13 protein-coding genes, 1 tRNA gene and 1 pseudogene are annotated in these 13,042 nt (G+C 67.5%); 3 read left to right on the forward strand and 12 right to left on the reverse strand.

The window, feature by feature from the left end; translation table 11 throughout:
* The 12 genes from BST14_RS31220 to BST14_RS25960 form a co-directional block, all read right to left on the reverse strand.
* Window positions 1-99 (reverse strand): hypothetical protein (locus BST14_RS31220; protein ID WP_245845748.1); only part of this gene is annotated, 99 nt, incomplete at its 3' end.
* A gap of 399 nt (window positions 100-498) precedes the next feature.
* A complete protein-coding gene (locus tag BST14_RS25910) occupies window positions 499-1,368 on the reverse strand; it encodes a patatin-like phospholipase family protein (RefSeq protein ID WP_083067162.1) in 870 nt (289 codons plus the stop codon).
* Window positions 1,369-1,391: 23 nt separating this feature from the next.
* Window positions 1,392-2,282, reverse strand: coding sequence for a class II glutamine amidotransferase (locus BST14_RS25915; protein ID WP_083067163.1), 891 nt, complete (start codon window positions 2,280-2,282; stop codon window positions 1,392-1,394).
* Window positions 2,283-2,307: 25 nt separating this feature from the next.
* Window positions 2,308-2,781, reverse strand: a complete 474-nt coding sequence (locus tag BST14_RS25920) for an SRPBCC family protein (RefSeq protein WP_083067164.1) — start codon at window positions 2,779-2,781, stop codon at window positions 2,308-2,310.
* Between the two features lie 19 nt (window positions 2,782-2,800).
* On the reverse strand, window positions 2,801-4,426 hold the full coding sequence (locus BST14_RS25925) for a fatty acid--CoA ligase (RefSeq protein WP_083067165.1): 1,626 nt from the start codon (window positions 4,424-4,426) through the stop codon (window positions 2,801-2,803).
* Window positions 4,427-4,588: 162 nt separating this feature from the next.
* Entirely contained in the window at window positions 4,589-5,677 is a 1,089-nt protein-coding gene (locus BST14_RS25930) for a YncE family protein (protein WP_245845745.1), read from the reverse strand.
* Window positions 5,678-6,069: 392 nt separating this feature from the next.
* On the reverse strand, window positions 6,070-6,840 hold the full coding sequence (locus tag BST14_RS25935; RefSeq protein ID WP_083067167.1) for a DUF427 domain-containing protein: 771 nt from the start codon (window positions 6,838-6,840) through the stop codon (window positions 6,070-6,072).
* A 7-nt stretch (window positions 6,841-6,847) separates the two neighbouring features.
* Entirely contained in the window at window positions 6,848-7,120 is a 273-nt protein-coding gene (locus BST14_RS25940) for a DUF6295 family protein (protein WP_083067168.1), read from the reverse strand.
* Window positions 7,121-7,130: 10 nt separating this feature from the next.
* Window positions 7,131-7,886 (reverse strand): dienelactone hydrolase family protein, encoded by a 756-nt coding sequence (locus BST14_RS25945; protein ID WP_083067169.1) that lies wholly within the window; start codon window positions 7,884-7,886, stop codon window positions 7,131-7,133.
* Window positions 7,887-8,010: 124 nt separating this feature from the next.
* On the reverse strand, window positions 8,011-8,817 hold the full coding sequence (locus tag BST14_RS25950) for a hypothetical protein (protein ID WP_083067170.1): 807 nt from the start codon (window positions 8,815-8,817) through the stop codon (window positions 8,011-8,013).
* 130 nt (window positions 8,818-8,947) lie between these two features.
* The gene (locus BST14_RS25955) at window positions 8,948-10,171 is read right to left on the reverse strand and encodes a methyltransferase domain-containing protein (protein ID WP_083067171.1); all 1,224 of its coding nucleotides are present in this window, start codon (window positions 10,169-10,171) and stop codon (window positions 8,948-8,950) included.
* Window positions 10,172-10,242: 71 nt separating this feature from the next.
* Window positions 10,243-10,316 (reverse strand) — tRNA-Leu (locus BST14_RS25960).
* A gap of 352 nt (window positions 10,317-10,668) precedes the next feature.
* Between BST14_RS25960 and BST14_RS25965 the strand changes: the two genes are divergently transcribed.
* The 3 genes and pseudogenes from BST14_RS25965 to BST14_RS25975 form a co-directional block, all read left to right on the forward strand.
* On the forward strand, window positions 10,669-11,559 hold the full coding sequence (locus tag BST14_RS25965) for a PPE family protein, SVP subgroup (protein ID WP_083067172.1): 891 nt from the start codon (window positions 10,669-10,671) through the stop codon (window positions 11,557-11,559).
* A gap of 61 nt (window positions 11,560-11,620) precedes the next feature.
* The gene (locus BST14_RS25970) at window positions 11,621-12,778 is read left to right on the forward strand and encodes a PPE family protein (protein ID WP_083067173.1); all 1,158 of its coding nucleotides are present in this window, start codon (window positions 11,621-11,623) and stop codon (window positions 12,776-12,778) included.
* Window positions 12,779-12,953: 175 nt separating this feature from the next.
* Window positions 12,954-13,042 (forward strand): annotated as a pseudogene (locus BST14_RS25975) (WXG100 family type VII secretion target); the annotation flags it as partial.

Here is a 13,042-nt window from a genome sequence, read left to right on the forward strand (position 1 = left end):
ATCCGCCAACGACAAATCAGCCACCTTGAAATCGATGCCATTTCGAACGTCAGGAGTCAGTGCGTTTTCGGTCGTCGCGCTTCCAATCGTCGTCGTCATCGAATTCTCAATCCTCCTGTCGCGACAATCTTCTCGGTAGGCCTGCGATCCTCAAGCCGGCCAACTCAGCCCCGATCGTTGGGTTACAGCTGTCGCCACTCCGGACAACCCGGCGGGGCTTAACCAACCGCAAGGCGGCTTGCGTTTTGGCCACCATGGCAGCCGGTTCGGCGCGAGGTGCGCCGTCATTAACCGGAATCATGAAGCGGCAGTGCACATCCGACCAAACGCTGAACACAATGGACGGCGAACTTGCGATCTACGATCTGACCGAATGGTCGAGGGACGCGTCGTTGGGTGCCCCAAACCGACCGTACCCTGCTGCAACTGTTGTATAGAGCAATGAAACCTGGCTAAGCGCTGTGAACCCGTCAGCCAGATCCGCTCAAGGGCCCGATCTCACACGCCCAGAAAGCGGGCGATGGCCGCGGCTTCGCGGCGGCCCTGCTCGCGTCCGGCCACCGCCGACGGGATGCGACAGCCCGGGTCCAAGGCGTTGGGCCCGAAGGCGGCCAGCGAGCGGCCGTCGGCGAACACGGCGAAGGCCGCGCCGGGGAACGCCGAGATTTCGGCGGCCGGCCCCGCACCGAACGGCGACGGCGCGTCGACGCCGGAGGGCACTAGCACCACCGCCGTGCCGCAGTCCGCGGCCACCGCGAGGTTGACCGAGCTGGCGACGCCGCCGTCCATGTAGTGGCGATCGCCGATCGTCACCGGCGGCCATGCCCCGGGCACCGCACAGCTGGCCGCCACCGCATCGACGAGGTCGACACCGGAGTCGCCGTCGAACACGGTCAACTCGCCGGTGGCGACGTCGATCGCGGTGAGCCGCAACTCGCGGTCCGGCCAGTCGTGTGATGGCAGGCGGCGCGCGATCACGTCCCGGCGCACCGGCGCGGGAACGGTTTTCGTCGCGAGTGCGACGGCGCCGATCCGCTGTATTTGTTGGCGGGTCCGGTCCAGCGCTTCCTCGTACGGCGCCTCCAGTGCCGTCAGGAACAGTTCGGTGATGGCCTCGACGTCGACCCCGGAATCGATCTCAGCCGACGACTCGGCGACCTGGCGATCGAACAGTTCGTCCAGGGTGTGGCCGCTGCACAGCTGCGCGGCGACGGCCGAGCCCGCCGAGGTCCCCACCAGCACGTCCGACTCGGTCAGCAGCCGGGCAATCGCCGGCGACTCGTCGGCGATGCCGCGCAGAACACCTGTCTCCCAGGCGATTCCCGCTATGCCTCCACCTGCCAGCACGAGGGCGCGTTTGGGTGTCACGTCGTCTACCTTGCCAGCACGGATCAGGCCAGTTGCCGGGTATTCGGCAAAGCGTGCTGCGACTCCTCGACCGGCGAGCTCAGGTCCTCGCGACGCAGCAGGTGATTGGGCGGGTCTGGCAGGATCATGTCGCGGTGGATTCGCAGATCTGCATCGACATGGAAGAGTTCACCCGCCGGCAGCAGCCGCCAGCGTGGCTCGTCGTCCATCACCTCGGTCGCGAACACCACCGACGCCCGCTCACACAGATGCTCCGACCGGGCGTGAATCCGCTTGGTACACAAGTCGAATCCGGAATCATGCGAAGCCGCACCGTTGGATCGATCCAGAATGTAGAGCTGATGGGTTTCGGGGTATCGCAGCGCCCACATGCCGGTGGCCGTGCTCAGCAGCATGTTGACGGCGTAGATGGGAACGTTCTCGGCGAGCCATCGCACGGCGTCGGTGAGGCCGGCGGTGATGTCGCCGTCCAGCGCCCGGATCGAACCGGTGATCAGCGCGAAGACCCGCTCGGAATCGGTGTCGCCCAACACCAAGTCGTCTGTGCCGACCTCACGCAGCCGCTCGTCGAGGATGTCCAATCCTTCGAGCACGCCGTTGTGCGCGAAGATCCGCCCGTCTTGCAGGAACGGGTGGGTGTTGCGGATGACGAGCGATCCGGTGGTCGCGTAGCGGACGTGGGCGATGACCGTCGTGCCGGTCATCTGGTGCGCCTCGGTCGCGAAGGTGGCGTCCTGCCAGGCCGCTATCGGCTCCTTGTACAGGTGCGGTTGGCCGTGCCCGTCGAAGACACCCAGTCCGGTGCCGTCCGGGTTCCGCCTGCTCTGTTTGGACAGGCTGTCCGGCGCGTCCAGCAGCCAAAACGTCGCGGTGCAGGCATGGCCCCCGGCGTGCAGGCCAAAGAGTCGGCACATGGCTTCCCACGCTAGCGGTCGCGGCTCAGCCCGTCAGCAGGGCCGACAGGTGCCGCAGCGCGCGCCGCGCATAGCCCTTCCACCAGCGGCCCAGCAGCGGCAGCGCCCAGGCCGTCAGCGCCGAGCGCGGGCGGATGTCCCAACGCCAGGTGATCTCGGTGCCGCCCGCGGCCGGGGTGAAGACCCATTCGCCGACGATGTGGTCGACCAGCAGCGCCATCGGGCCGGTGATCTCCGAGAGCCGGTAGCCGAACGAGCGCGGCGGATCGACACTGGTCAGTTCCTCGCGCATGCGGGCACCGCCGGCCAGGTGCACGATGCGCGTTTGGCCCGCGGCATCCCAGGCGCCCGTCTGCTCGCGCACCTGCTTGATCGGCGGGAACGGCCCATACCAGCGGTGAAACAGCGTCGGGAGCGGAATGGGCAGCGTCCGGTCAAAAGCGTCCTGTGCCGCGACCGGGGCTATCACGGATTGGTCGACAACGAGTGAGTGTGCCACTGGCGTAACGCCTTTCAGATCAGCGCGCCTCGATCACCTGATATCCGCCCTCGGCGTAGCGCGACCGGATGACTTTCTTGTCGTACTTGCCGACACTGGTGCGCGGAATCTCGTCGATGAAGGTCCACCGCTCGGGCAGCCACCATCGAACGACCTTGTCGGCGAGGAACTTTCGCAGCTGTTCGGCGCTCATCGAGGCGCCGTCCTTGGCCACGATCACGGCGAGCGGCCGCTCCTCCCAGCGCTCGTCGGGAACGCCGACCACCGCGGCCTCGACCACATCCGGGTGGCCGATCAAGTGGTTCTCCAACTCGACCGAGGAGATCCATTCGCCGCCGGATTTGATGACGTCCTTGGCACGGTCGGTCAGGGTGACGAAGCCCCGTTCGTCGATGCGGCCCACGTCTCCGGTGCGCAGCCAGCCGGAGTCGAACTTCGACTCGTCGCGACCCAGGTAGTAGGAGCCGGCGATCCACGGTCCGCGCACCTCGACCTCGCCGACGGCGTTGGCGTCGTTGGGCAGCACCTGACCGTCGTCGTCGACGATGCGCATCTCGACCCCGCAGACCGGCTGGCCCTGCGTCCCGCGGAAGGCCCAGTGCTGGTCCTGCGGGGTTCCCGGCGGGGGCCACGCCATGGTGGCCAGCGGCGACGTCTCCGTCATGCCCCACAACTGCCGGATCTGCACGTCGTGCTTTTCCTCGAAGGTGCGCATCAGCGACACCGGGACGGCCGAGCCGCCGCAGACCACCAGCCGCAGCGACGACATGTCGTGGTCGGGGTCGTCTTCGAGGTGATGCAGGACGCCGTTCCAGATGGTCGGCACCGCGCCCGTCACGGTGGGTCGCAGTTCCTCGACCATCCGGACCAGCGACCGGGGGTCGAGGTGGCAATCGGGCAACACCAGGTCGGCGCCGGCCATCAGCGCGGCATAGGGCAGCCCCCAGGCGTTGGCGTGAAACATCGGCACGATGGGCAGCACGCTGTCGGTGGCCCCGACGCCGATGCCGTTGGTGGTGCACGCGGCCATGGTGTGCAGGAAGCTCGAACGGTGGCTGTAGACAACGCCTTTCGGGTTGCCGGTGGTGCCGCTGGTGTAGCACATCGCGGCCGCGGAGTTCTCGTCGATGTGCGGCCAGTCGAACTCGGTGGGCTCGCCGCCCAGGACGTCGGCGTAGCGCAGCACGGTCTTGCCGGATCCCTGCAGCGGTTCGACGTCGTCGCCGACCACGATCACCGTGTGCACGGTCTCGAGGTCGGGCAGCACGGGTGCGAGCAGTTTGACCAGTGACGCGTCGACCAGCACCACCTGGTCTTCGGCCTCGTTGGCGACAAAGGCGATCTGCTTGGGGAACAAGCGGATGTTGAGGGTGTGCAGGACCGCACCCATCGAGGGCAATGCCAGGTACGCGGTGAGGTGTTCGGCGTTGTTCCACATGAACGTGCCCACCCGCTGGTCGCCGGTGATACCCAGGCGGCGCAATCCGTTCGCCAGTTGCGCCGCCTGCTCGCCCAGTTCCCGGTAGGTCGCGCGCCGGTAACCGTCCCCGGTGAACGTGGTGACGGTGCGTTTCCCGTGCACGGTGCAGCCGTGCCGCATGATCGCGGCGGTCGTCAACGGAAAGTCCTGCATGGTGCCGTCCATTGATCTACCGCCCTTACTCTCGGCGCAGCGCCGCCCGTGCCGTCGGCCGTCTCCCACCCTAAGCCCGAACTCGGCGAGCGTGTCGACAACCGGCCGGACTGGCCATCGATTTCGGTGGATCCCCTTCGGCCGGCGCGACTTTGGGCCCCGCGCGTCCAAGGGCTAGGCCCCGACCTGCTCCCACTCCGCCAGCTCGGGCAACCAGCCGGCGATCGACAGGTCCCGCTCGCCGGTGAGCGGCGGCGGTGTGGGCGAGGCGATGCGCGCCGCGGTGACCACACCGGAGTAGTCGGCGACGTAGAGATGGGTGCCATCGGGGCTTTCCACCACGCAGGACGGGTGGCTGGTCACCCTGACCTCGCCGACGACCTCCTGGCGGTGGGTGCTCAGCACCGTGATGCGGTCATCGCTGACCAGGTAGGCGCGCGCGCCGTCGCGGCTCAGCGTCATCCGCGTCAGCGGGCCGGTGATCTCGGGCACCTTGTGGGTGCTCACGATCTTGGTGGCCCGGGTGTCGACCACGTCGAGCACCGCGCCCGCGACGGGATCGCAGCTCGCCACGTACGCCGTGGCGCCGTCGTCGCTGAGCGCCACATCGCGCAGGGGCAGGCCGAGGTCGAGGGCGCCGACCCGGCCGCCGTCGGAGCGCGTGCGGGTCTCGATCACGGCGAGGCTGCCGCCGGTCGGGCCGTTCATGCCGACGTACAGACGGCGTCCGTCGCCGCTGACCCGCACGCATTCGGTGGCGATCCCGGTTTCGGCCGCCAGCTCGATCATCTCGAGTTCACCGGTGGTGGTGTCCAGCACCGCCACGTCGGCGCCGCGAACCGCGTTTCGGCTGGCGTACAGGTACCTGCCGTCCGGGCTCACCGTCATGCCGCTCACGCTGTGCGCGAGCCGGTGCGTGGCGATGCGCCAATTGGTGACGACGTCGATGACGTCGATCGCGTCATAGCCGGCGGCCGCCGTGCTGACGTAGGCATAGTTGGCGTCCGCGCTGTTCATCGCGACCGCGAAGGGCTCGGCCAGACCGGTGACGGTGCTCGAGACACGACAGGTCTTGGCGTCGATGACCGACACCGTGTCGCGGCCATAGTTGGTGACCACCAACCGCCGCCCGTCGGGGCTGATGTCGATATCGCTGATCGGCCCGTTGTGCAGTGGGATTCGGACCACCGAGGCGGTGTCCAGCTCGAAGGCCCGCCCGTCTCGCTCGTCGTGCGCGGCCGTGGGGCCGTTCACATCGTTCACGCTGATACCGCCTTTGCTGTGGTTGTCGGCTCTAGTGGTCGAGTGTCGAAGCCGTCGAGATGTTCGCGACGATCCGGCCATCGGATCCACCGGCTTTCAGCACCGAAAGGCGCTGACGAGACTAATTTTCGGTAGTCTACTGGCCGCACGTCACCCCAAAGCAGTTCAGAGATGCTCGACGTTAGCTACGTCACTACGCGCACTCAGGTTCTGCTCAGACTTCCAATCGCGCTGTATCGCAGACGCTTACCCCCAGCGAAAGGGAGGCAAACCCGCTTCCGGCGGGTTTCGCCCGGGCCGCTAACAGTCCACGTGGGCGGGCCGCCGGCGGATAAGTTAAGGAACTCTCAGCCTCGGTGCCGACGAGGCAAAGATCACACTTTGCCGAGCAACTAGCTGAACTGCGTCAGCGGCCGAGCCGATCTGGCTTTGTCGACGGTGATGTCGAGTTTTTCGTTGTAAAACGCGATAAGGCCGGCGATCTGCCCCACCGCGGGTAGCGGATAGTGGTAGGTCCATGCCAGGTCCTCGTGCACGGCGTCACCCACCCGGACCGACCAATAGCCCGACGTAACCCCCTTGTACGGGCACAGCGTTTGCGTCGCGCTGGGCTCCAGGTGCTCGAAGGCGACATCGGTCGGATCGATGTAATACCTTGTCGGCAAACCGGTTTCGAACAGCAAGATGGGAGAAGTGGTGTCGGCCAAGACAATTCCGTCGAGTTCGACCTGCACGTGTCGGTGCGAGCGCAAGGCGTCGACGCGCGCGTACGGGTTGCGCGGGTGACCGTAGATCGGCTCGTCTTCTTCGAACCAGCGCAACGGATTCCATTCGAAGCGCACGGTGCCGGCCAGTGCGCTGCCGCCGTCGGCGTCGAATACCCGCGCGGCGGACTCGTGCGTCTGGCCGGCACCCACTAGCGAACACAGCCGGGATGGGCCGAATTCCACCTTCTGGGCGTGGTTTTCGTCGCGCAAAAATTCGGTACGGACGTCGGTGAGCGGGATGTAGTACTGCGGGTAGTACGGGACTTCCCACACGTATCGGGCGGCGGTGGTGTCGAAGACCAGCGCATCGCCGAGGTAGCCACGGACCCGCCGCGGTGCGGGTTCGATCCTGCCGCGGGCGGCGGCGGCCTGCGGATAGTCGGCCTGGGGGGTCATCGCCGGCCTACTGGTGTTTCGAGGCGAGCCCGGCCGGTGCGTGGCCGATCGCTTTGCGGATGGCGTCGGCCAGCGCCAGCGCGCTCTCCTCAGTCAATTCCAGAGCCACCCGCGCCGACGGGCCGAGCTGCGGGTTGATCACGTCGATGTTGACCGTGTGGCCGAAGGGCGCGTGGACGGGATGGTCGACATACACCGTCGCGCGGTTGGCCCCGAACCATCCGGTCGCGCCCTTGCCGCTGCCGTCGATCTCGACGTGTTCGGTGAGATAGGTGCACATGAACAGATGCCTAGCCTTTCAGGTAGGTGGCGAAGAACTGGTCGATGCGCTGCCAGCCGTCCACCGCGGCCTCCGGCCGATACGCCGGACGGTCGACCGAGAAGAACGAATGGCCCGCACCCTCGTAGGAGTGGAACTCGTGCGCCTTGTCGAGCTTGGTGAGCTCGGCGTCCAGGGTGGCCACCGCGGCGGGCGCCGGAAACCGGTCGTCGAGTCCGAACAGGCCCAGCATCGGACAGCTGAGGTTGCCGGCCAGGTCCAGGATCGGCTTCATGGTCTTGGGCATGCCCTCGGGCGGGTCCTCGACGATGAACGCGCCGTAGCAGTCCACCGCCGCATCGAACGGCAGCGAGCAGGCCGCGAGGTAGGCGTGCCGTCCGCCCGAACAGTGCCCGATGACGCCGAACTTGCCGTTGGCCCCCGCCAACGAGCGCAGGTGCCCCACCGCGCCCGCGACGTCGCCGACCAGTCGTTCGTCGGGGACCCCGCCCGCGGCACGCGCCGCGGCGGCCGCGTCGTCGGGCTCGGCACCGGGGGCTTCGCGCGAGTAGAGGTTGGGCGCGACGGCGTTGAAGCCGCTGACGGCGAGCCGGCGGACGAATTCCTTGGTTTCGCGGTCGTATCCGGGCATGTGGTGGATCCACACGACGCCACCCCGCGATCCCTGCGCGAGCGGCACCGCCTGGTAGGCCTCGATCTCGTCACCGCCATGGCCGGTGATCGTGACGGTTTCCGCGCGTATGGCGTCTGCGCTGGGTGCGTTCATCACGACTCCCTTTCTCCGCTCCGGCGAGCCTGTGGCCCGTTGTGGCCTCAGCCGGATGCGGAGCGCGTGGGGCGGTTCGGGGCCGCTCCGCCGAGAACCAACGTAGCCCAACCGCGGTCGGGGTTCAGCGCCGCTTGTCGCGCACCTTGTACGTCGAGGGCCACGACTTGCGGGACTCGTCCCCGGTCAACGGGGTGCCCATCCCGCCGACCTTGACGGCGTAGGCCTCCTTGCCCGGGCCCACCTCGCGGTTGGCGTGCTCCTGGGCCAGGAAGTAGAGCTCGTCGATGGTGGCTTCGTCGTAGGCGACGAACGAGGTTTCCCGCTCGAGGTCATCGATCCCGACCAGCATCCGCTCGGGCAGCAGTCGCGACGCCACCGCCGCGAGCCCCAGCAGCCCGAAGGGAATGATCCAGTAGCACAGGAACGACAGCGGGGTCTTGGTGTCCAGCATCAGGGCGGCGGTCGTCCCGGGCGGGCCCGCGGGGCCCGCCAGGATCGACGGGATCGCCGTCGACACCGTCATCGCCGCGAACGTCGCGACCCAGAGCCAGCTGAGGATCTTCACGATCCGGCCGAACAGCTCGGTTCTGACGATGTCGGGGGCGTGTTCGGCGGCGGCGAACTCGGCCACGAAGGGCTTGCCGCCCAGCACCCCGATCAGCGTCACCAGCAAGATCCCGGCGTTGCTCAGCGGCAGTGTCCACCGCTCGAGGAACGGCTCGCTGAGCGCGAAGGCCAGCACGGCGAGGATCAAAAGCACTGCGACGGAAGCGAAGTCAAAGAACTGCCACTTCCTGCCGGCCACGCCGCCCAGGCCCAGGCCGGCCGCGGCGATCGCCAGCGCGACCAGCGCGGCCGCGGCGAACGGGACGTTTCCGACGAGTACCCAATAGACGATCCACGGCGCGAGGCCGAACAGCATGCCCATGCTGGGTCAGTGTATGAGCGGCGGTGTGCGGTGCCGTCGGCGGCAGGCCCAAAACCTTGGTCCGCGTGTCACGGCCACTCCGGCAACGTCGCCTGGCTTCGCCAAACACCGACTCCCACAATCGATCCCGTTACCCCGACGGAGTGGGCAGCGCCATCGCCAGGAAGTCCAGGCGCCACAGCGACCGGAACAGCGTGCGCGCGAATTCCCGCACGGGCTCGGTGTCTTCGGGCCGGACGCCGTCGCGCTGTGCCACGAGGTCGACGATGTCTCGGATGGCGCGGCGGCCGTCGACGTGCTGGACGAAGGGCAGCTGAGCCGGGTTGAGCTTCAACGTCGCGCCGGGCAGGTGAATCGTGTCGCCGGACAGCGCGCACGCCGTGCGCAACAGCGGGACGTACTCGAAGCACGACGGCGCCGAGAAGTCGATCGCGTAGTCCCGTTTCGGGCGTTCGGGGCGGCAGGCCAGGAAGAAGTGGGTGGCGTTCGCGGGTTGCAGGCGCTCCATCACCGACCACAGCTTGGCGTCGGGGAGCTGATTGATCACCGACTGGAACCGGCTCGCCGGCGCGATGAAGTCGTGCGGGTAATACGGCGAGTTGCGCAGCCAGCCCTGGAACGCCAGCCCGGCGGCGTCGACCAGGTCCAGACATTCCTCGACGGTGTAGCTGCGTTGGCGGGCGTGCAAGAACGTGTCGACCAGGGCGCCCTCGGACGTCAGGTCCGTCGCGCCGCGCAGATAGGGGCGCACCGGGTGGTCCGGCGGTAGCACCGCGAGGGCCTGGACGACCAGCTGGACCGACGCCTCGTCCTGGGACAGTCCGAGGTCGCGGAACGCCGATTCGAGCATGTCGACGCCGATCCGGCCGTACTTCGCGTAGAGCATGACGCCCAGCGCGCCGTCGTGCCGCAGGCACTCGCCGAGCGCGGTCAGCCCGGCCAGCGGATCGGCCATGTGGTGCAAGACGCCGCTGGAGACGATGAGATCGAAGTCGCTCGACAGCGCCGAAGCCTCTTCGATGGGCAGCAGATGTAGTTCCAGGTTGTCCAGGCCGTGCTTGTCTTTCAGCCATCGATGGTGATTCAGCGCGGACCGGCTGACATCGATCGCCACGACTTTGGCTCCGCGGTTCATGTAAGCCAACACGGCCGCCTGGAAGGTGCCGCATCCCGCGACGAGGATGTCGAGGTCCGGCCGGTATTCCCGGTTCGGCCACAACAATCGGTGGGCCCAGTAGGGGTCGAACCAATCCCAGTGGTTGGTGGTCCATGCCGCGAGATCGGTTACGGGGGGCGGATATTCCCACCGATCGTATTGACGGGAGACGCCGTCGCCCCGCGGATCCTCGGTCACTTCGGCGGTGGCTCCTTCGCGGTGGCAGATCGCGCAACGTGGCCTCAGAGTGTCATCCCGCGCCCACGCCGTGCCCCCAGTCGGACTCGAACCGACACTTGACGGATTTTAAGTCCGCTGCCTCTGCCATTTGGGCTATGGGGGCCCGGCGGCGAATCTAGCGCGTCGCGGCCGATCGCGGAGCATCGCATCGACTTGCTAATTAGCCAGGTGTTCAACGTGCGGACCGCCGAGGCCTCGGCTAGCATCCGCGCGCCGGGCGCGATTGCTGGTGTCGGCGCCGTCGCTCAGGTGACATCGCTATGTCGTGCGACAAGGCCGTGTTAAAACTGCCGGCCTCGTCGTTAAAAAGCCGTAAACGCCTGTTACCACTGCCCATTTCGATGGGGAACGTGGGCTGTGGGTCATTAGCCTTACGCAAACGCGTGAGGGGCCGTTTACGTGCGCACACGTCGATCCAGCCGTGGGTCGACTCGTTCCAACACTAGGAGCAGCAGATGTCATTTCTGACAACGCAGACCGAAGAAATGTTAGCCGCCGAACAGCTGTTGAGCGGAATCAACACCAATCTGGCAGCCCAGAACGCGGGCGCAGCGTCGGCCACCACCGCGATCGCGCCGGCCGCCGCCGACCCGGTATCGGCACAGCAGGCCGCGATCTTCTCTGCGTACGGGACCCAGTACCAAGCGATCGCCTCCGAGGCGCAGGCGCAGCTGGAGAAGTATTCGCAAACCCTGGGTATCAGCTCCAACAGTTATGGCGACACCGAGGCGGTCAACGCGGCCCAGACCGGTATCCAGGCTTTGGACAGCGTCAATCCCACCGCCACGGCCGCCACCGGCTCCAACCCGATCGACATTCTGTCGTGGCTGCTGGGCTTCAACGGTCAGTACAGCGGCGGTCTCGGCGGAATGTTCGGGCTGTCCAGTAACGGGGCCAACATCGGAAACATCGGGTTCGGGAACTGGGCATCCGCCACTTCCAACCTGCTCGGCCTCGCCGGAGGCGGTCTGCTGGACACCTCGGGCGGCGAGGCCGCAGCCGCCGCGGCGGACCTGGCCGACTCGAGCGCGCCGGTCAGCGCCGGTGCGGGTGGCATGGCTGGAGTGGCCGGAGTGGGTGCGATGCCGGCCGCCGCGATGGGCCAGGCGACCGTGGTCAACAAGCTTTCGGTGCCGCCGAGTTGGGCTGGTTCGGCCCCGGCGGTGGCGCCGAGCGCCGCGCCGCTGCAAACGGTCGGCTGGACGGCCGCGGCTCCGCAGGCCGGTGCGGGCACCGTCGTGCCCGGCATGCCCGGAGTGGGTGCGATGGGACGCAACAACGCCGGCTTCGGTGCACCGCGCTACGGGGTCAAGCCGATCGTCATGCCGAAACCGAAGGCAATCTAGGCACTCGCGGTCACCCAGACGTCGAATTCCAACAGTCAACGAGAAGAGAGCGAATATCCAGATGGTTCTTGACTTTGCAGCAACTCCGCCGGAGATCACCTCCTCGCTCATGTACGCCGGTGCGGGCTCCGCGCCGCTGATGGCCGCCGCGACCGCGTATGCCAACCTGGCCGCCGAGGTGAGCTCCACCGCGACCCAGTGGGAGTCGATCATCTCGTTGCTGACCAGCGAGCAATGGACGGGAGGCGGGTCGGCCGCGGCCGCCGCCGCGGCGCAACCCATCATCTCCTACCTGACGGAAACGGCGACCACACTCGAGCAGGCGAGCGCGCAGGCCACCGCTTCGGCGGCCGCGTACGAGACAGCGTTCGCGGCCACCGTGCCGCCGCCGGTGATCGCGGCCAACCGGTCGTTGTTGGCGACGCTCGTCGCGACCAACTTCCTGGGTGTCAACTCGGCCGCGATCGCCGCGACCGAAGCGCAGTACGCCGAGATGTGGGTGCAGGACGCCACCATGATGGCGACCTACCAGGCCTCCTCGGCGGCGGCCGGGACGCTGAAACCGGTCACTCCGCTGACATCGACCACAGACCCTGCGGCCGCCGCGGCCGTGGACAACGGCGCGGTCGCCTCCGACGCGGTGAACGGCACGTCCCAGCTCGCGGGCCTGGACCTGTCGTCCCTGATCACAGCGCCGCCGACCTCCAGCGGGCTCCTGGAGTCGATCGACGGTTTGCTTGGCACCCCGTCGTTCCTCAACGGCGTCAATGGCGCGGTCAACACCGCCGCGTGGTGGGTGTGCGCCACCATCCCCAACGCGGTGTCGTTGGGGCACACCCTGGGAACCGTGCCGTCGATTCCGTTCGCGCTGGCCGACTCGGTCGCACCGGCGGCCGGTGCGACCGCCATTACTCCCGGCACCATGGTGGGCTCGGTGTCGGGCGCGGGTGCGTCGGCGGCCGTGGGTGAGGCCACCACGGTCGGACGCCTGTCGGTGCCGGCCAGCTGGTCGGCCAACGCGCCGGCGACGGCGGCCGCGTCGGCCGCCGCCCCGCTCGAGGGCTCGGGTTGGACCGTCGCCTCCGAGGCCGCCGAGCCGGTCACCGCGATGCCCGGCATGCCCGGAGTGGCGGCCGCAGCAAAGGGCGCCGGCGCCTACGGGACCGGACCCCGGTATGGCTTCAAACCGATCGTCATGCCCAAACAGGTTGTCGTCTGAGGGCTAACCGCGGATATGGGACCGCCCATATGGGAAAGAAGGGGGTACTTGTCACCCGTCTGAGGCGAGCAATTAACCGGCAGGCCGTGATCTGTTTACAACTCGGCCACCACTGCATCAAGTACGACTGTTAAGACTTCGGCGAACCGAAGCTTCAAGATTGGAGACAGCCAACATGGCAACACGCTTTATGACCGACCCGCACGAGATGCGGGCGATGGCGGGCCGCTTCGAGGTGCACGCCCAGACCGTTGAGGACGAGGC

It is taken from the genome of Mycobacterium arosiense ATCC BAA-1401 = DSM 45069, assembly GCF_002086125.1.
GTDB classification, from domain to species: Bacteria; Actinomycetota; Actinomycetes; order Mycobacteriales; family Mycobacteriaceae; genus Mycobacterium; species Mycobacterium arosiense.

Excerpts from the sequence above, each read along its gene's own strand:
- BST14_RS25915 (WP_083067163.1), bottom strand. The coding sequence starts at position 2,282 with ATGTGCCGACTCTTTGGCCTGCACGCCGGGGGCCATGCCTGCACCGCG.
- BST14_RS25925 (WP_083067165.1), bottom strand. The coding sequence starts at position 4,426 with ATGGACGGCACCATGCAGGACTTTCCGTTGACGACCGCCGCGATCATG.
- BST14_RS25935 (WP_083067167.1), bottom strand. The coding sequence starts at position 6,840 with ATGACCCCCCAGGCCGACTATCCGCAGGCCGCCGCCGCCCGCGGCAGG.
- BST14_RS25940 (WP_083067168.1), bottom strand. The coding sequence starts at position 7,120 with ATGTGCACCTATCTCACCGAACACGTCGAGATCGACGGCAGCGGCAAG.
- BST14_RS25945 (WP_083067169.1), bottom strand. The coding sequence starts at position 7,886 with ATGAACGCACCCAGCGCAGACGCCATACGCGCGGAAACCGTCACGATC.
- BST14_RS25950 (WP_083067170.1), bottom strand. The coding sequence starts at position 8,817 with ATGGGCATGCTGTTCGGCCTCGCGCCGTGGATCGTCTATTGGGTACTC.
- BST14_RS25965 (WP_083067172.1), top strand. The coding sequence starts at position 10,669 with ATGTCATTTCTGACAACGCAGACCGAAGAAATGTTAGCCGCCGAACAG.
- BST14_RS25970 (WP_083067173.1), top strand. The coding sequence starts at position 11,621 with ATGGTTCTTGACTTTGCAGCAACTCCGCCGGAGATCACCTCCTCGCTC.